This window comes from uncultured Desulfovibrio sp., from assembly GCF_944324525.1.
GTDB lineage: Bacteria > Desulfobacterota > Desulfovibrionia > Desulfovibrionales > Desulfovibrionaceae > Desulfovibrio.
In genome coordinates this window covers 59,903-77,958 of sequence record NZ_CALUWS010000007.1, presented here as the reverse complement: position 1 = coordinate 77,958, position 18,056 = coordinate 59,903, and the positions used below count along the sequence as shown (strand labels likewise).

At 66.0% G+C, this 18,056-nt stretch carries 14 protein-coding genes; 8 read left to right on the top strand and 6 right to left on the bottom strand.

Features of this window, described 5'->3' with window-relative positions:
- Window positions 1-71 precede the first annotated feature (71 nt).
- The 3 genes from Q0K12_RS03445 to panC all read right to left on the bottom strand — a co-directional run bounded on the left by Q0K12_RS03445 (window position 72) and on the right by panC (window position 2,970).
- Entirely contained in the window at window positions 72-797 is a 726-nt protein-coding gene (locus Q0K12_RS03445; protein ID WP_297260387.1) for a class I SAM-dependent methyltransferase, read from the bottom strand.
- A 129-nt stretch (window positions 798-926) separates the two neighbouring features.
- Entirely contained in the window at window positions 927-2,099 is a 1,173-nt protein-coding gene (gene metK / locus Q0K12_RS03440) for a methionine adenosyltransferase (protein ID WP_297260386.1), read from the bottom strand.
- Window positions 2,100-2,121: 22 nt separating this feature from the next.
- Complete coding sequence (panC, locus tag Q0K12_RS03435; RefSeq protein ID WP_297260385.1) at window positions 2,122-2,970, bottom strand: pantoate--beta-alanine ligase; 849 nt, start codon at window positions 2,968-2,970, stop codon at window positions 2,122-2,124.
- A 149-nt stretch (window positions 2,971-3,119) separates the two neighbouring features.
- On the opposite strand from panC, the gene Q0K12_RS03430 reads away from it, so the two are divergent.
- Window positions 3,120-3,689 carry a hypothetical protein gene (locus Q0K12_RS03430; protein ID WP_297260384.1) on the top strand — a complete coding sequence of 190 codons (570 nt, stop codon included), beginning with the start codon at window positions 3,120-3,122 and terminating at the stop codon, window positions 3,687-3,689.
- Between the two features lie 190 nt (window positions 3,690-3,879).
- On the top strand, window positions 3,880-5,076 hold the full coding sequence (locus tag Q0K12_RS03425; RefSeq protein ID WP_297260383.1) for a hypothetical protein: 1,197 nt from the start codon (window positions 3,880-3,882) through the stop codon (window positions 5,074-5,076).
- Between the two features lie 230 nt (window positions 5,077-5,306).
- On the opposite strand, the gene Q0K12_RS03420 is transcribed toward Q0K12_RS03425, so the two are convergent.
- The gene (locus tag Q0K12_RS03420; RefSeq protein WP_297260382.1) at window positions 5,307-7,502 is read right to left on the bottom strand and encodes a bifunctional diguanylate cyclase/phosphodiesterase; all 2,196 of its coding nucleotides are present in this window, start codon (window positions 7,500-7,502) and stop codon (window positions 5,307-5,309) included.
- Between the two features lie 201 nt (window positions 7,503-7,703).
- Between Q0K12_RS03420 and rimO the strand changes: the two genes are divergently transcribed.
- From rimO to Q0K12_RS03405, 3 genes are all read left to right on the top strand, one after another.
- Window positions 7,704-9,014: a 30S ribosomal protein S12 methylthiotransferase RimO gene (gene rimO, locus Q0K12_RS03415; RefSeq protein WP_297260381.1), complete on the top strand. Its 1,311-nt coding sequence runs from the start codon at window positions 7,704-7,706 to the stop codon at window positions 9,012-9,014.
- 373 nt (window positions 9,015-9,387) lie between these two features.
- Entirely contained in the window at window positions 9,388-10,176 is a 789-nt protein-coding gene (locus Q0K12_RS03410) for a DUF4198 domain-containing protein (protein WP_297260380.1), read from the top strand.
- 125 nt (window positions 10,177-10,301) lie between these two features.
- Entirely contained in the window at window positions 10,302-10,769 is a 468-nt protein-coding gene (locus Q0K12_RS03405; protein ID WP_297260379.1) for a carboxypeptidase-like regulatory domain-containing protein, read from the top strand.
- Between the two features lie 244 nt (window positions 10,770-11,013).
- Here the strand turns inward: Q0K12_RS03405 and hemW are convergent, their stop codons facing one another.
- Window positions 11,014-12,303 carry a radical SAM family heme chaperone HemW gene (hemW, locus tag Q0K12_RS03400; protein ID WP_297260378.1) on the bottom strand — a complete coding sequence of 430 codons (1,290 nt, stop codon included), beginning with the start codon at window positions 12,301-12,303 and terminating at the stop codon, window positions 11,014-11,016.
- A gap of 169 nt (window positions 12,304-12,472) precedes the next feature.
- Between hemW and Q0K12_RS03395 the strand changes: the two genes are divergently transcribed.
- Genes Q0K12_RS03395 through purN form a run of 3 tightly spaced genes read left to right on the top strand, consistent with a single transcriptional unit; the run spans window position 12,473 to window position 16,164 of the window.
- Complete coding sequence (locus tag Q0K12_RS03395) at window positions 12,473-13,975, top strand: leucyl aminopeptidase (protein WP_297260377.1); 1,503 nt, start codon at window positions 12,473-12,475, stop codon at window positions 13,973-13,975.
- On the top strand, window positions 13,976-15,487 hold the full coding sequence (gene cobA, locus Q0K12_RS03390) for a uroporphyrinogen-III C-methyltransferase (protein ID WP_297260376.1): 1,512 nt from the start codon (window positions 13,976-13,978) through the stop codon (window positions 15,485-15,487). It abuts the gene before it with no gap.
- A gap of 2 nt (window positions 15,488-15,489) precedes the next feature.
- Window positions 15,490-16,164 (top strand): phosphoribosylglycinamide formyltransferase, encoded by a 675-nt coding sequence (purN, locus tag Q0K12_RS03385; protein ID WP_297260375.1) that lies wholly within the window; start codon window positions 15,490-15,492, stop codon window positions 16,162-16,164.
- Window positions 16,165-16,580: 416 nt separating this feature from the next.
- On the opposite strand, the gene Q0K12_RS03380 is transcribed toward purN, so the two are convergent.
- Complete coding sequence (locus Q0K12_RS03380; RefSeq protein ID WP_297260373.1) at window positions 16,581-18,050, bottom strand: glycosyltransferase; 1,470 nt, start codon at window positions 18,048-18,050, stop codon at window positions 16,581-16,583.
- Window positions 18,051-18,056: the final 6 nt, after the last annotated feature.

Sequence of the window (18,056 nt, the reverse complement as noted above, 5' to 3'; positions counted from 1 at the left end):
TTCGGCTCTTGGCAGAAAACCTCCAGCTTCATGTCTGAACGGAGGGTGAACAACGTGTTGACACTCTACACCTAGGCCCCGCTTCCCTCTGCCTGCGGCCCGTCCGCAGCCTGCATCCGCCGTCGTGAAACCGGCAGGCGTTCCATGAGCACCAGGCTTTCCGCCCTGCCGCCGGCGGGTTCACGGTTGGCGTCCCGGCAGTGCACGACCCGCCAGCGGCGCGGCGGCAGGGCCTCGGCCCGCCGCAGCACGGCGCTCTCCTCTTCCGGGCCGCCGTCATTGCCCGTATAGCAATGGACGCTGAGGCAGCCTTGCGGCATGAGCCGTTCCAGCAGGAAGTCCAGCGCCGCAAGGGTGGTGTCGGCCCGGGTGAGGCAGGCTCTGTCCCCGCCCGGCAGCCAGCCCAGATTGAATATGCCGCCCAGCAGGGGCCGCTGCCGCTCTTCCGGCGGCAATCCCGCCCAGATCTGCGGCAACTCCTGATGCGCGCGGCAAAAAATTTGCACCCGGCAGTCCGGGCGGGCCTGACGGGCAGCCTCAAGCCGCGCCGTCGCGGCACGGACGGCCTGAGGCTGGATGTCCACCCCCAGCACGAGCGAGCCGGGCGGCGCGCAGGTCAGCAAAAAGGCGGCATCGTGCCCGTTGCCGAGCGTGGCGTCCACCAGCACGGGAGGCAGGCCGGACTCCCCGGAACCAGATTGACGGAAGGCGGCACAGGCTCGCGCCAGCGCGGCATGGGCCAGGCCGTCCAGCAGACTGGGCCGGGAAGGAAGCAACACGGGGGGAGAGGACGTCATGGAGGCATTCACTCCAGGGCATTTCCCGTTTGCAACGCTCAGCGTTGCAAACCATACGGCCCGTCGTTTCGCGGAAAAAAAACCTCGCCCCCGGAGGGGCGAGGCACGATGACGGGAAGATGGCGCGGACTAGACTTTGGCGGCCGTACGCAGGTCGGCGGCGGCGTCGGTCTTTTCCCAGCTGAATTCGGGCAGTTCGCGCCCGAAGTGGCCGTAGCAGGCCGTCTTGGAGTAGATGGGCCGCTTGAGGTCCAGACGCTTGGTGATGAAGTAGGGGCGCATATCGAAGACTTCGCGCACGGCCTTGGTCAGCACTTCATCCGGCACTTCGCCGCTGCCCTGGGAGGAGACGAGCACGCTCACCGGATCGGCCACGCCGATGCAGTAGGCAATCTGCACTTCGCAGACAGGAGCCAGACCGGCGGCCACCACGTTCTTGGCGATGTAGCGGGCCATATACGCGCCGGAACGGTCCACCTTGGAGGCGTCCTTGCCGGAGAAGGCGCCGCCGCCGTGATGACCGCTGCCGCCGTAGGTGTCCTGGATGATCTTGCGGCCGGTCAGACCGCAGTCGCCCATGGGGCCGCCGACCACGAAGCGGCCGGTGGTGTTGATGAAGATCTCGCAGGCCTTTTCGTCAAAGTAGCCGGAGGGCTCCAGCACCGGACGGATGACGTGCTTTTTCACGGCCTCGATGATGTCGTCCTGCGAGGCGCTGGCCGCGTGCTGGGTGGACACCACCACATTGTTGATGCGCACGGGCTTGCCGTCCTGATACTCGAAGGAGACCTGCGTCTTGCCGTCAGGACGGAAGAAGGGCACGGTGCCGTCCTTGCGCACGCGGGTCAGCTGCTGCGAGAGCTGATGCGCCCAGAAGATGGGGGCCGGCATGAGGGTGGGCGTTTCGGAGCAGGCAAAGCCGAACATCATGCCCTGGTCGCCCGCGCCCTGCTCTTCGGGAGCGGCGCGCTTGACGCCCTGCGCGATGTCCGGGGACTGATGGTCGATGGAGGACAGCACGGCGCAGGTGTCGGCGTCGAAGCCCATATCCGAGCTGGTGTAGCCGATGTTGCGGATGGTCTCGCGCACCACATGCGGCAGGTCGGCGTAACCGGTGGTGGAGATCTCGCCGGCGATGACGGCCATACCGGTGGTGACCAGCGTTTCGCAGGCCACGTGCGCGTCGGGATCCTGCTTGAGCAGGGTATCCAGCACGGCGTCGGAGATCTGGTCGGCCACCTTGTCGGGATGGCCTTCGGTGACGGATTCGGACGTAAAGAAGTATTTGCCCTTGGTCTGCATTGTTTTCTCCTTATGGGCGGAATTAGTCTTGCAAAAGGATGTTGTCGATAAGGCGGGCCTTGCCCATGTGCACGGCACAGGCCATGAGACCACGCCCGTTGAGCGTATCCAGCGGCTCCAGGGAATCGGCATCCACCACGCTCAGGTAATCCAGACGGCCCAGCGGCAGATGCTCGGCCCAGTAGCGCAGCACGGCATCCCGCAGGAGCGCGGCGCTGGTCTCGCCCTGTGCGGCCAGCCGGCGGGCCAGCTCGAGGCCCTGCCGCAGCTGCGGGGCCTGCGCGCGCTCGGCCTCGGTCATGTAGACATTGCGGGACGACATGGCCAGCCCGTCAGCCTCGCGCATGGTGGGCTGCGTCTCTATCCGCACGGGGACGTTCATGTCCCGCACCATGCGGCGGATGATGGCCTGCTGCTGCCAGTCCTTCTGGCCGAACACGGCCACGTCCGGCTGCACCAGCCAGAACAGTTTCATCACCACCGTGCAGACGCCGCGAAAATGAATGGGACGGCTGGCCCCGCACAGGCCGCGGGCCATGTCCGGCACTTCCACCCAGGTAGCGTGATCCGGCGCGTACATGCTGCCCTCTTCAGGGATGAAGAGCACGTCCGCCCCCTGCTTGCGGGCTATGGCCGCGTCCCGCTCATGATCGCGCGGATAGGCGGCCAGATCCTCATTGGGGCCGAACTGGGTCGGATTGACGAAGAGGCTGACCACCAGCTTGCTGCCAAGCTCGCGCCCCCGCGCCATGAGAGATTCATGCCCGGCATGGTAATAACCCATGGTCGGGACGAGGGCGACGCGTTCGCCAGCCATGCGCCATTGGCGGCAAAGGGCCGCCAGTTCCTGGGGTGAGGTTAATATCTGCATATCAAGGTTTTGTGATATTGTTAACGGGAAGTCTTTTATACCCGCCAGACGTGCGCTTGTAAAGCCTTCTTTTTCCCCGCCGCGCCGGGGAAACGCCCTGACGCATTGACCCGCCGCCGCCATGCGGGCATAAGAAGGCGGGAGGCGCTATGATCAAGCCGTTCTATCAGGGAAAACTGGACACCTTCTGTGCCATCTATGCCGTGTTGAACGCCCTGCGTCTGACGCACGGCATCCGCACGCTCAAGGCGCGGGAGATCCTCAACGACACGCTCATGGCGCTGGCCGCGCGGCCCGAGGCCCTGCGCGCCGTGCTGGATCAGGACACCAATTACATCGAGCTGGTGGACGGCATGCTGCGCGCCCAGCAGCGGGCCTTCCCGCTGGGGGTGGAGGCCCCCTTCAGCGAACGGGACAGACCCAGCCCCGATGCCGTCTGGAACGTCTGCCGGAAATGGCTGGATGCGGACCGCAAACGAGCCGTCGTCATGCGCTTCCTGCGCCACCTCACCGCCGACGGCCCGGCCGTCAACCGGCACTGGACGGTCATCGACAGGATGGATGACAGCGTCCTGCACCTTTTCGACTGCAGCCACGAGGCCGAGGCCATCCTCAACATCCGCCGGGGGACCTTCGTCACCGATGCCACGCAGGTCAGCAAGGAACAGCTGCTCATCATCCAGCCGGAGAGCATCCGTCTGTTGCGTTTGCCCTTTTAAAGCGTTTCACCCTTGAAAAAGGTGAAACGCGAGGCGGCGGTACAGCGCCGTCCGGCCGAACCGGGCGGGCCCCCGCGTTTTTTCCGCGGAACGACAGGCCGCATGGCGTAAAGCGCGAAGCGTTCCAAACGGAAAATGCTCCTGGACCGCGAAGCTCGTCCGCAATGCCTTTCAGACACGGGGGTCGGACATGGTGGCGTTTTATTTAGTTTTCATAACGATCATCTGCCTGTACGCCGGCTTACAGGGCACGCCCTTCCAGAGGGGCGCGGTCGAGCTTCCCGCTTTCGCCCGCACGCGGGATGAGGACAAGAGCCTCCGCAAGGAGCTCGCCGACTTGCTGCGCAGGCGCAAGGGGTTGGAAAAAACCTGGGAACAGGGCGCCCTCATGCGCGGCAGCTCGGTTCTCGCGGCCGGAGACCGCTGGTTCCTGGCTGTCCGCCTGCAAAAAAACGTCTATGCCGCGGCCCTGATGGCGACGCTCTGCCGCCTTTGTCCGGAGGGCCTGCCCGACGATGAGGCGGACTTCTGGGAGAAAGGCTTCCTCAGCCTGATGGACGAGGGCGAGGGGCAGTTCCTCCTCGGTCTGAGCTATCTTTATCTGTACGAAACCTTCGCCGCCGAAAACGAGGCCGTGACGCCGGACGCCTGGCGTCGGGCCATCGAACATTTCCGGCGCAGCGCCACCGCGGGCCATATCGACGGCATGGCGGCCGCCTGTCTGCTGGCCCGCATCGGCCACGATCTCCCCTTCACGCCCCCGGCCCCCCTGCCGAAACCGCTGCCCGTCCCCCGCAAGCACAAGCACAAGAGCGAGGATCTGGATCCGGAAGTCCAGTACTGGCGCTACCGTCTGGCCGAATACGAACCGTCTTTCGCCAGGATGCTGGGCATGCAGTATCTCGATCAGAAGAGGCCCGGCAAGGCACGGGCCGAACACTGGCTGCGGCAGGCCGTGGAATATGGCGATCATCTGGCCGCCTACACCTTGTTTGAGAACTACCACAACGGCAAATTCCCGGACACGGACGGCCGTAATGCCGCCATCTACTATATCTGCTTCATCGCCCAAAAAGGTTTTCAATATTTCAGCCGTCCCCTCACCCTGGGCGAGGTGCAGGAGACGGCAGCGAAGCAGCCCCTCGACGACAGCGCACGCTCAAAGCTTGCCGCCCACTGGGCCGAGGGCATGGCCTTCCACAGGAGCCTTCTGGAAGCGAATCGCAAACGGCATGCCGCCGCCGAAGAACGCCTTGCCCGCTGCTACGCGCAGGCCCGGGAGAAGCTCGCCGCCCTGAACGAGCAAGCCAGGGAAAGACTGCTGCCCAATGCCGCCGCAGACAAGGAAGAGTCGAGCCGTGCGTCCGTCCGGCAGGACAAGCGCTGACCTGCGGACGGGCCGGGAGCGGCGGGGCGCGCCATCCCGGAGATGGAGCACGGCAGGCCCCCTTCCCCCTGACCATACGCCACGCTAAGCGCAGTTTCCGTTTGAAGCGCTTAAGGCTGCAAGCCATCCGGCCTGTCGTTTCGCGGGAAAAATGCGCTCTTCCCGCTCATTTTGAGCCGGACGGCGCTTTGCCGTCGCCTCGCGTTTTCCCTTTTTCAAAGGGGAAACGCTCAGACGGCGGGAGAGGGCGCGGCAGGGGGCGTGTCCTCCTCCGCCGTCCGCTCGGCCCGCAGGGGGGCTGAGAACGGCCCTTCGATCTCCAGACAGCGCCGTGTGAAGTCCCCGGCCGCCAGCGGACGGGAAAAGAGGAAGCCCTGAGCCTGATCGCAGCCGCATTCCAGCAGGAAGCGGGCCTGCTCCACCGTTTCCACGCCTTCGGCCACCACTTCCATGCCCATCTCCCGCCCCAGCGGCACCAGATGATGCAGGAGCGTCCGCAGCCGCGGATTGCTCAGGCAGTTGACCAGCAGGCCCTTGTCCAGCTTGAGCACGTCGAAGGGCAACAGACAGAGCGTGGTGATGGAGGAAAACCCCGTGCCGAAATCGTCGATGGAAAAGGTCAGGCCGGCCTTGTGCAGCCTGTCCATCGTGGGACGGGCGTGCATCTCATTGCCCACGAAGGCGCTCTCCGTCAGCTCCAGCTCCAGCAGGGACGGCGGCACATGGTAGCTTTCCAGCAGGTTGAGCAAAAAGTCCGCTATGCCCGCGTCCTGGAAATGGATACGGGAAACGTTGAGCGACAGACGCGGCGGCGTCAGGTCCTGATCCAGCCAGGCCCGCAGCTGGCGGCAGGCGCATTCCCACATGTAATGGTCGAAACGTACGATGAAGCCGTTACGCTCGAACAGGGGGACGAAATTGTCCGGCGAGATCTGGACGTCCGGGCTCTGCTGCCAGCGCGCCAGCACTTCCGCCCCCACGAGCTCTCCGCTGTGCATGCTGATGCGCGGCTGGAAAAAGGGCACAAACTGATGCTGCACGATGCCTTCGACCATATTGCTTTCCACAAGATGCTCGCAATCAAGCTTACGGCCGAGGCTCGCGTCATAAAAGGCATGGTGGCGCAGGTAGCTCCCCTTGACGGTCTTGAGAGCCTCGCGCGCCTGATCATAGAACTGGCGGACCTGCCCGACCTCTCCGGGCTCGACGATGCGCGTGCCGAAGTAGAGGCGCACGTCCATCTTGCTGGAGTAGCCATGATGCAGGGTGTCGCACACGCCGGCCACGAAATGCCGCGCCCGGTCCTTGCCCCCCCGCAGACAGACCACGAAGATGTCCACGGCCACATGGCCGATGAGATCGCCCCGCTGCAGCATGCCGGAGGCGATGAAGGCAATGGCCCGCAACAGGCGGTTCCCCTCTTCATAGGTATGCTTTTTGTTGAAATGCTTGAAGCTGCCCACATCGAAGCAGACGATGGCATGCGGCACGGGTTCGCGCAGTTGCATCTGCGCCTGAGCACAGAATGTCCCCATGTTGGGGACGCCCGTCAGCTCGTCGTAGACGTCGCGGAAACGCAGGTTGTGCCCGTCGCGGACGGCCTTGTCCACGTTGTTGATGGTGGCGATGAAGCGCCGATCCGCCTGTTCGCCCGTGCTGAGCCAGGCCACCTGATACCAGCAGAAGCGGTTTTCCCGGTTCCTGAGCCGCAGGCGGAACTCGTGACCGCCGGCTTCGCCCAGCTCCAGCTGGCGCAGGCAGTCCTGCAGGATATGCCGGTCATCGGCATGCACCACATCATCTTCCCGCCAGACGGCGAAGAGATGCCGGCCGTCGTAGTTCCCGGCAAAATCCTGCATGATCTTCGGGGAAACATAGGTCAGCTCGAGAGGCGCGCGCCACTCGAAAACGAGGGTACGGGTACTGGCCAGCGCCGTGCGGAAACGGACGGCCTCACAGTAGCGGCAGCATTTCGGCAGGACGGCATCCGCCTCGGTGCGGGCGATGTGCCGGGCCTGGCGCAGGCCCAGCAAAAAGCACCCCTCACCCTCGTTTTCAGGCAGGGGATAGATAAAGAATTCCATGCTCATCCGGCGGCCGTCGGGCAGCAGGCAACGCACATGCAAAAGGCGCGTCTCGCCGCCCAGCTGCAGCCGCCGCCAGACTTCCGGCGCCAGCAGGGCCCGCAGGGCCCCGGCATCGGCGGGGTCCACCAGCCGCTCGAGCAAACCGTCCGGCGTGGCATGTTCCGGCAACTGCAGGAGGAAGCTCCCGTTGCTTTCCGCCAGGGATACCGTGTTTTTCCGGACATCCACCAGCAGAACGGCATCATAGAGCTGCCGCAACACCGATGGACAAAAGTGTCCATTGCTCTGACAAGCATGCGACTGGGAACATGCGGGATGTACAACAAGCTGTTCGGACATGCCGTCCCTCCGGGAACGGATGCGCAGAGCGGGGACGCACCGCGTCGTCCTTCCCGTGAAAATGTGACGAAAGCAAGCGCTCCGCCCCCTCGCGGCAGGGAAAGCTCACTTTTTTCCGTGCCCCGACCCTAGCCCAAGCGCTGCCGCTGTGCAAGAAAAATGGCGGATGACAAAAGCCCGGCCTGCGGCTAGCATGTCGCCATGAAACAGTACACCGCCACCCTGCCTGTCTGGTCCCTGAGCCTCGGCTGCCCCAAGAACCGTGTGGACACGGAACACACCCTCGGCTCGCTGGGTATGCCCGTCCGCAGCGTCGCCCACCCGGGCCACGCCCGGCTGGTCTTCATCAATACCTGCGGCTTCATCGAGCCGGCCGTGCGGGAGTCCGTCCGCAGCATCCTGGATATGGTCGAGCGCCTCGCTCCCCTGAAGCGGCGTCCCCTGCTGGCGGTGGGCGGTTGCATGGTCGGACGCTACGGCGCCGCCGAACTGGCCGCCGAGCTGCCGGAAGTGGATCTCTGGCTGCCCACCGACCGCCTGCCGGAGTGGCCCGCCATGCTGACGCAGGCCCTTGCCCTGCATGAGGCCCCTGTGCCGGGGCGTCTGCTCTCCACCGGGCCCTCCTATGCCTGGCTCAAGATCGGCGAGGGCTGCCGCCATGCCTGCGCCTTCTGCACCATCCCTTCCATCCGCGGCGGGCTGCGCTCCACGCCGGCCGACGCCCTGAAGGAAGAAGCCCGTGCCTTGCTGGCGCAGGGCGTGCGGGAGCTCGTGCTCGTGGCGCAGGACAGCAGCGCCTGGGGCAGCGACTTTGCTCCGCCGCAGGACCTGCGCGCCCTGCTGGAAACCCTCCTGCCGCTGGACGGTCTGGCCTGGCTGCGGCTGCTCTACCTCTATCCCACGGGCATCACGCCGGAATTCCTGCGCTTCCTGCGCGAAGCGGGGCGGCCCCTGCTCCCCTATCTGGACATCCCCCTCCAGCATGCGCATCCTGATGTGCTTTCCCGCATGGGACGCCCCTTTGCCCGCAATCCTCGCCATGTGCTGGAGACGGTGCGCGAGCATCTGCCGGAGGCCGCCCTGCGGACGACCTTCATCGTGGGCTATCCCGGCGAGACGGAAGAGCATTTCGAGGAACTTTGCCGCTTCGTGGAAGACGCCCGCTTCCAGCAGCTCGGCGTCTTCGCCTACCAGCCGGAAGACGGCACCCCGGCGGCGGCCATGCCCGATCAGGTGCCGGATGACGTCAAGGAGCGCCGCCGCGCCACCCTTATGGAACTCCAGGCCGAGATCAGCGAGAGCCTGCTTGCCGCGCAGGTGGGACAACGTACGGACGTGCTGGTGGATGCCCCGCATCCCGAGTGGCCGGGCCTGCATACCGGCCGTGTCTGGTTCCAGGCGCCGGAAGTGGACGGCCTCACCTATGTCAGCGGGCCCGGCGTCCAGCCCGGCGCGCTGGTGGAAGCCGACATCGTGGAGCACGCCACCTACGACCTGACCGCGCTGGCATAGAGCATTTTGCCTTTTTCAAAGGCAAAATGCGAGGCGGCGGCGCTGTGCCGCCGCCTCGCATTTCAGCTCTTTCAAAGGTGAAACGCTGTAACGCTTCCCCCAACAAGCGCGGAGCCCGTCCGGCGGGCACCATCCGGCCGCCGCGAAGCCCTCATGCCCGCAGGGCAACCATCCTTCCGCGCCGGCCACATCCATCATCCCGCAAAAAAAAGAAAACCTCCCCGACTGCGTGCCGGAGAAAGAATTCTCCTTGCCTGAAGACGGGGGTTCTGGTATTACGTTTTTTCATATCGTGCTACGATATGTTTGTTCAGGCCGGCCGCCCACCCGCGCGCCCCTGCCATCCGTCCCACCTCAACCACAGGATATGCCCATGCGTCTTGCCTCCCTCCTTGCCGCCGCCATGCTGAGTGTCCCGCTCCTCACCGCTGCCGCCCAGGCCCACGAATTCCTCGTCGTACCGCGCGGCGACGCGGCCAAGGCCGCCCCCATCACGGTGGAAGCCCAGGCCGCCCATGTCTTCATGCAGAGCGAAGAAGCGGAAAAAGCGGAAAACGTCCGCGTAGAGCTGCTGACCGCCGGCGGCAAGAAAACGGCGCTCGCCCTCGCGCCCTCCGACGCCTCAAAGGCGCTGGAAGGCAAGGTGGACGGCCCCGTCGCCGCACCGGCCTGGCTGGTGGGCCATCGCCTGCCGGAGATCTGGAGTTCCACCACGGAAGGCGTCCTCTATGGCGACCGCGCCGCGCTGGAAGCGCAGGGCAAGACCGTGCGCTCGGTGGGCCGCTACGAGAAGTTCGCCAAGACGGCCTTTGTCCCGGGCGGGGATGCCGCCTTCTGGACCACCTCGCTGGGCCAGACGCTGGAGATCGTGCCGCAGGCCTCGCCGGCGGGCCTTACCGCCGGGGAGACGCTGACGGTCCTGGTCCTGCTGGACGGCAAGCCCGTGCCGCAGGCCGAAGTGGGCCTGAGCTATGACGGCTACACCAAGGAAGAGGATACCTACAAGCAGATGCTGCACACCGATGCCGCCGGCAAGGTCGCCCTGCCGCTGGATACGCCCGGCCTGTGGCTGGCCCGCGTGGCCGTCACCCGTCCGGTCAAGGACGGCAAGGGCGTGGACGAGGAACAGCTGCGCTCCACCCTGGTCTTTCCGGTGAAGTAGCCGCACGGCGGGCGGAGGCATCCCCCGCCTGCCGGAAGGATACGCACTCCTGGGGGAAGGGGGACGCCTTGTCTGGATGACGTTCCCCTTCCCGTATTTTTACCGTCGCCTCACGAGGGAACATCATGAAAAAAATACTGATGGGCTGTCTGCTGGCCGCATGCGGCGGCATGGCATGTCTGCCGTCGTCCGCCGGAGCCCACGCCCTGCGGGCCGTCCATGAACGGCAGGGAGAGGCGGTGCTCGTCCGCTTCGCCTACTCCGACGACAGAGGAGCGGAATTCGCGGCCGTACGCGTCATCGGCGCGGACGGCAAGGAGTTCCAGAACGGCCGCACCGACGCCCGCGGCCGCTTTGCCTTTATCCCTGATGCCGCGGGCACCTGGCGCATCACGGTGACCGACGGCATGGGGCACAAGGTGGAGCACGCCGTGGAGGTCGCCGCGACGGGCAAGCCGGCGGCCACGGCCGCCACCGCGGCGGATGATGCGGGATCGAGCGCCGGCCTGCCCCTGCGGGCGGGGCTGGGGCTGAGCCTGCTGGCCAATCTGGCCCTTGCCGCCTGCCTCCTGCGCCGCCGCAAGGCCGCGTGAGTTCTTTTTAGAGCGTTTCACCTTTAAAAAAGGTGAACCCGGCCCAAACCAAGCGGAAAAACCGCGTTTTTTCCGCGAAACGACAGGCCGTATGGTTTGAAACGCTTCGCCTTTCAAACTGAAAATGCTCATGAACGCGGGAAGAGGCCTCCGGGGCCAGCCTCGCAAAAAAAACACACGGGGGCCAGGCCACAACGGCCCGGCTCCCGCCTTGTTCCGTCGGACGGTCCGTCGCGGGCCGCCGTTATTCTCCCAGCCTTTCCCAGTTGATGGACTTGGGCTCGTCATCGTCGGGCAGTTCGTTCTTGGCGGCTTCCAGCCGGGCCTGCCGTTCCTGCAGGGCCGCGGCGGCCTCGGCGGGCAGCTGTTCCAGAAGCGTGCCCGTTCGCTCAAAAAGATTGCGCAGGATGGAATTGGATACCAGCATGCCGCTGCGGGTCAGACGCAGATAGCCGTCACGCAGGCGCACCAGCTTGTTTTCGTGCAGGGCCTGGACGAGCCGTTGATGATCGCGCATGAAGTCCCGCCCGGTGAGCTCCCGGTAATCCTTGAGCCGCAGCCCCCGCGCGGTGCGCAGGCGCAGCATGAGCAGCTCCAGGATGCGGATCTTGGGCGTCAGGATCTCCGCCTGAGCATCCAGCGTCCCGGCGCGTATGCCCTCGGTCCAGGCGCGCTGCCCGGCGGGATTGGTCCAGCGCCGGCCGTCGATGGTGGAGGTGGCCGAAGGCCCCAGCCCCAGATAATCCGCACCTTCCCAGTAGCCGAGGTTATGCCGGCACTGAAAGCCCATACGCGCGAAATTGGATATCTCGTAATGCAGGTAGCCGTTGCTCTCCAGGAAAGCCGCCCCTTCCGAGAACATGATGTTCTGATCCCGCTCCGGCGGCAGGGTCAGCCTGCCCGCGGCGCAATCCTGCTCCAGGGGCGAGCCCGGCTCCAGCGTCAGCCCGTAGGAGGAGATATGGTCAGGCGTCATGCGGCAGACGTCCTTGAGGGTCTGCAGCCACTGGCGCACGCCCTGCCCCGGCAGCCCCCACATGAGATCGACGCTGATATTGGCGCAGCCCGCTTCGCGGGCCATGAACACCGCATGCAGGCTGTCCTGCGCCTTGTGCGGCCGCCCGAGCATGCGCAGCAGCGTGTCGTCCAGCGTCTGCAGGCCGATGGAAAGCCGGTTGATGCCGGCATCGAGGTACTTGGTGGTGATATGTCCGCCCCGCAGGGATTCGGGATTGGCCTCCAGCGTCACTTCCGCCTTGGGCGACCAGGCGAAGGCCTTGTGCAGGCGGTCAAGGATGCTCCCGATGATGCGCGGGGGCAGCAGACTCGGCGTGCCGCCGCCAAAAAAGACCGAATGTACTTCCTTGCCCTTGAGGCGATCGCCCCAGTGGGCCATTTCCATGAAAAGACTGTCCACATAGTCGCGCACGGCGGCGGACTGGCTGGCCGCGACGCCGCGGCCCAGAGGCGTGGAGTAGAACGCGCAATAGTTGCAACGGGTCCGGCAAAAGGGAACGTGGATATACACAAGCATGGGGAATGTCCGTGAACAGCGTCGAAAAAATGACGTCCAAAGGTCGATAACGGATTTTTGCAAAATGCGAGCCGTTCCTTGCGCCTTGCGGGGCAAGCTTGGCAAACGACGCCGTACAGCGTATATTCCCCTTCCTCAAAAGGCAATCCGCAGCTTACGGAGTGAACATATGGAACTGCGTTTTCAATGCCTCGGCCCGGATCACTGGAAAACCGAGGTTCTGCTTGCCCCCGTCTTCCAGGGGGAAAGCCTGCATGAAGCCAGCCCCCTGCTGGACAAGGCCGCCCCGTGGCTGGCCATCGCGCCCGCCGCGCGCGATTTTCGCGGCAAGAAAAATGAACTGAGCCTGTTGCACGGGCATCCGCAGCAGAACGTGCCGCGCGTCCTTGCCATCGGTCTGGGCAAGGCCGAGGAATTCACGCCCGGCGTCCTGCGCGAGGCCGTGGCCGCCGCCGTGCGCCGCTGCCGGGCGCTGGAAGTGGAAGGCCTGCTGCTGCCGGAGGCCCTGCTGTCCCGCCTGCCCGGCGGACGGGACCGCCTGGTGGAAGAAAGCGCCTACGCCGCCCTGCTGGCGCTCTACGCCTTCCGGGACCTGAAGAAGGAGGATCCCGACGCGCCCCGCGATCCCCAGTGGCTCACGTTCGCCTTTGACGGCGACTATGTGCCCGACGCCTCCCGCGAGGCGGCCCGCCGCGGCGAACGGGCGGCGCAGGCCGTCATGCTGGCGCGGGATCTGGCCAATACCCCGCCCAACATGCTGGCCCCGGCCGACCTGGCCGAACGCGCCGAGCGCATCGCCCGCAGCGTGGGCCTCGGCTGCACGGTGCTGGACGAGGAGGCCATGCGCGCCGAAGGCATGGGCGCGCTGCTGGCCGTGGGGCAGGGCTCCGCGCGGCCGCCGCGTCTCGTGGTGCTGGAGCACGCCCCCGAAGGCCATGAACAGGACAAGCCGCTGGTGCTGGTGGGCAAGGGCATCACCTTTGACACCGGCGGCATCTGCATCAAGCCCGCCGCCAAGATGCACACCATGAAGTGCGACATGACCGGCGCGGCCGACGTGCTGGCCGTGCTGGTGGCCCTGGCCGAGGAAGGGACCCCCCGCCGGGTCGTCGGCCTCATGGCCTGCGCCGAGAACATGCCCGACGGCAACGCCTGCCGTCCCGGCGACGTGGTGCGCGCCGCCTCCGGCGACACTGTGGAAATCCAGAATACCGACGCCGAGGGACGGCTCGTGCTCTGCGACGCCCTGCACTATGCCCAGAAGATGTGGACCCCCGCCGCCGTGGTGGATATCGCCACTCTCACCGGCGCGTGCGCCGTGGCCCTTGGCGGCGAGGTGGCCGGCCTCTTCACCGATGACGATGCCCTTGCCGAACGCCTGACGGCCGGCGCGGAACTGGGAGGAGAACACCTCTGGCGGCTGCCGCTCTGGAAAGGCTACGAAAAGAATCTCAAAAGCCAGGTGGCCGACATCTGCCACATGGGCCCCCGTGAAGGCGGCGCCATCCATGCCGCGCTCTTCCTCAAGCATTTCCTGCGGGAAGGCGTGCGCTGGGCGCATCTCGACATCGCCGGGGTGGACTGGACCGACAGCGAGCAGCCCCTTGGCGCGGCGGGCGCCACGGGCTTCGGCGCGCGAACCCTGCTGGAACTTGCCAGAGGAGGCGTCTAGATGAAAGTGTACCTTATTGGCGCCGGGCCGGGCGATCCGGGCCTGTTCACCCTGCGGGGGCGCGACTGTCTGGCCGCGGCCGACGTGGTGATCTATGACGCGCTGGCCAATGACGCCCTGCTGGGCCATGCCCGCAAGGACGCCGAGCTGATCTACGTGGGCAAGGTGGCGGGCGATCATGCCCTGCCGCAGGACGGCATCAACCGGCTGCTGGTGGAGAAAGCCCGTGAGGGCAAGGTGGTGGCCCGCCTCAAGGGGGGCGATCCCTACATTTTCGGCCGCGGCGGCGAAGAGGCCGAAGCCCTGCTGGAAGCGGGCATCCCCTTCGAGGAAGTGCCCGGCATCAGCAGCACCATCGCGGCTCCGGCTTACGCGGGGATACCCCTGACGCACCGCAACTTCGCCAGCTCCGTCACCATCATCACCGGCCACGAGAACCCGGACAAGCCCGGCTCCGTCCACAACTGGCAGGCGCTGGCGCAAAGCGCCTCCACGCTGGTCTTCGTCATGGGCATGAAGAACCTGCCCGACATCGCCCGCAACCTGCTGGACGCCGGCATGGACCCGGCCACCCCGGCCGCCCTCGTCTACCGGGGCACCACGCCCCGCCAGCGCAGTCTGGTCGCCACGCTTGCGGCTCTGCCGCAGGCCGCCGTGGATCAGGGCTTCAGCAATCCCTCGGTCATCGTGGTGGGCAAGGTCTGCTCCCTGCATGACCAGTTGGGCTGGTTCGAGCAACGCCCCCTCTTCGGCCGCAGCGTGGTGGTGACTCGCGCGCGGGAACAGGCCAGCGGCCTGGCGCAGGAGCTTGTCCAGCTCGGGGCGGACGTCATCCAGTGCCCCACCATCGAGATCAGCCCCCTGCCCGACTATGCGGAACTGGATGCCGCCATCGACCGCCTGTCGGAATATGCCTGGCTGATCTTCACCTCCGTCAACGGCGTGCGCTGGTTCTGGAAGCGGCTGGAAGCCGCCGGCAAGGACAGCCGGGCCCTGGGCCTCTGCCGTGTGGCCGCCATCGGCCCCGCCACGGCCGAGGCGCTGGAAGCGCGCGGCATCCGGCCCGACTTCATCCCCGAGCGCTATGTGGCCGAGGGCGTGGTGGAAGGCCTGCTGGCGCGCGGCAAGGTGGACGGCGTCCGCATGCTGCTGCCGCGCGCGGCCAAGGCGCGCGAAGTGCTGCCGGACGAGCTGCGCAAGGCCGGGGCCCGCGTGGACGTCATCTCCGCGTACGAGACCATCCCCGCCGCCGCCCGCAAGGACGAGGTGCTGGAACGCATGCGGGCCGGCACGCTGGACTGCGTGACCTTCGGTTCCTCCTCCACGGTGGAGAACTTCCTTTCGCTGATCCCGGCGGAGACGCTGCGCGCGCATCCTGACGTGCGGCTGGCGGCCATCGGCCCGGTGACGGCCAAAACGCTGGAAGCCCACGGCCTGCCCTGCCACATCATGCCGGAAGAATACACCATCCCCGCCCTTGTCCAGGCGCTGGTCAGCCACTACACGAGGTAAGCATGCCCCTGAAGATCGCCATCCTGGCCTCCGGCAACGGAACCAACGCGCAAGCCTTCATCGACAAGATGCAAGCCGGTCTGCTGGATGTGGACATCCGCCTCGTGGCGGGCAACCGCCCCGGCGCGGGCGTCTTCGCCCGGGCGCAGGCCGCGGGCATCCCCTGCTGCGCGCTGGATCACACGGCCTTCCCCGACCGGGTGAGCTTCGACCGCGAGCTGGTCGGCCGCATCCGCGAAAGCGGCGCGGAACTCGTGGTGCTGGCCGGGTACATGCGCCTGCTCTCGCAGGAATTCCTCTCCGCCTTCGCCGGACGGGTCATCAACATCCACCCCGCCCTGCTGCCCAGCTTCCCCGGCGTGCACGGCGGCGCGGACGCGCTGGCCTACGGCGTCAAGCTCAGCGGCTGCACCGTGCATTTCGTGGAAGAGGAGGTGGACAGCGGCCCGGTCATCATCCAGGCCGCCGTGCCCGTCAATGCCGGAGAAGATGAGGAAAGCCTCATGCAGCGCATCCACGTCATGGAGCACCGCATCTACCCGCAGGCCCTGCAATGGCTGGCGGAAGAACGCATCAGCGTGCGCGGACGGCAGGTGCACCTTGCCCCCTCGCAAAAGGCGAAAGTGCAGCCGGACGGCCAGTGGCTCGTCTGGCCCCCGCTGGAAGAAGGATTCTAAGGCCTGTTGACATGTCTGTTGGGGGGAAGGGGAACCCCGCCGCCGGCGCGGGCGGGGTTCCCCTTCCCCCCAGGCCCCCCATCCCTTCCCCTGCGCGCTTTTACCGGGGAAAGAGTCGGGAACACGAGGCGCCCCGCTCCAAAGCGTCTTGCAACGAAAAAGCCTGTGCAGCCATCGAGCCGCACAGGCTTCTTTGTTGTTGATCATACCTGTCAGGGCAAGAACGCTCTCCCGTCCCCCAAACAGAAGCGAATAGAGCGTTTTAGCTTTGAAAAAGGGAAAACGCGAGGCGGCGGCACAGCGCCGCCCGGCCCAAAGTGAGCGGAAAAACCGCGTTTTTTCCGCGAAACGACAGGCCGTATGGTTTGCAACGCAACGCGTTTCCAACGGAAAATGCTCTCATACTGAGACGGCCTCTAACGCCGCAGCAGGGACGGCAGAGCGAAGTAGAGCTTTGCCGCCAGATCAAAGCAGCCGCCCGGCAGGAAGCTTGCCGCATAGAACAGGCGGTGCTTGAAGGACTTGAGCCCGAAGGGGGCCAGCAGGTCGCGAGCCTGCGCGCCCTTGCCGTCCCGCCAGAGGGCCACGGCGTGCTGGAAGGCCGCGCGGCGGCTCAGCAAGTCCACGAGATCGGCGTGTTCCTCTTCATAGCCGGGATAGATGCGGCAGTGCTTTTCCAGGATGCGCAGGGTCTCGTCGGCGAACTGCGAGAACTTGCGGAAGGTCGTGTTCATGCCGTGTACGCGCCAGAGCGTGAGCGGGGCATCCACATGGGCCAGCTCCCAGTCGTGGGCGATGCGGTAGAAGAGGTCCGCCTCCTCGCAGACGTTGAGGCTCTCGTCGAACCACGGCGGCGCGCTGCCGTCAGTCGGCATGGGCGCAAGGGATTCCAGGGCGCTGCGGCGCAGCATGGCCGAGGACATGGATATCCACTGCCGCCGCATGAGTTCGGCGAAGGCCATGCCGTCCACGGGCCGCGTATGCGCGAAGATGCGCCGGAGCACCCGTTTGCCGTTGAAGATCTCCGTATCCGTACAGACAAGGCCCACCTGCGGGAAGGCGTCGAAGATCTCCACCTGAGCCGCCAGCTTTTCCGGCCGCCACAGGTCGTCGCAGTCGAGGAAGGCGATATATTCGCCACGCGCCTCACGCAGGGCCAGATTGCGCGCCGCGCCGAGCGGCACGGTCTCCTCCCCGCGGAAATAGCGCAGGCGGCCCAGCAGGGGCGCATAGGCCTGGGCGATGAACGGGCTCTGGTCCGTGGAGCCGTTATCCCAGAAGATGACTTCAAAGTCGGTGAAGGTCTGGGCCGCCAGAGAGCGCAGGCTTTCCTCCAGCTTGTCGGCGCTGTTCAGGCTGTTCATGATGACCGACACGCGCGGCGGATCGCCGGGGGCCGTCTCGGCAAGATGCTGCCCGGCATCGGCCGGCGGCAGGAAACGCGGGTCGGTCTCCGCGGCCGTCGGGGATACGCTCGGACGGAACACCCAGAACCGGCACAGCAGATAGAGGCAGACCGGCACAAGGATGCTGGCCAGCGGCATGGCCAGCCCGTAGGAGAGCCCCAGCAGCCAGGTGAGGATGCTGACCAGGACCGAGTTCAGCAGCAGCCCCCCCACCTGCACCCAGAAGAAGCGCACGGCCATATCCTTGCGCAGGCCGCCCGCGGGCTGGAAGGTCCAGCGGCACTGACCGAAAAAGGCCACCACGAGGCTGAGCACATAGGCCACGGCGTTGCCGAGCAGGAGCGGCCAGCTCCAGAGCTGCACCAGCAGGGCCCCCAGCAGGATGTAGACCAGAGCGGTCAGGCCGGTAACGAGGGAAAAGCGAACCCAGCGCCGGGCCAACATGGACCGGACAAGGCGGCGGTATTCATCTGAAGTCATTTCTTC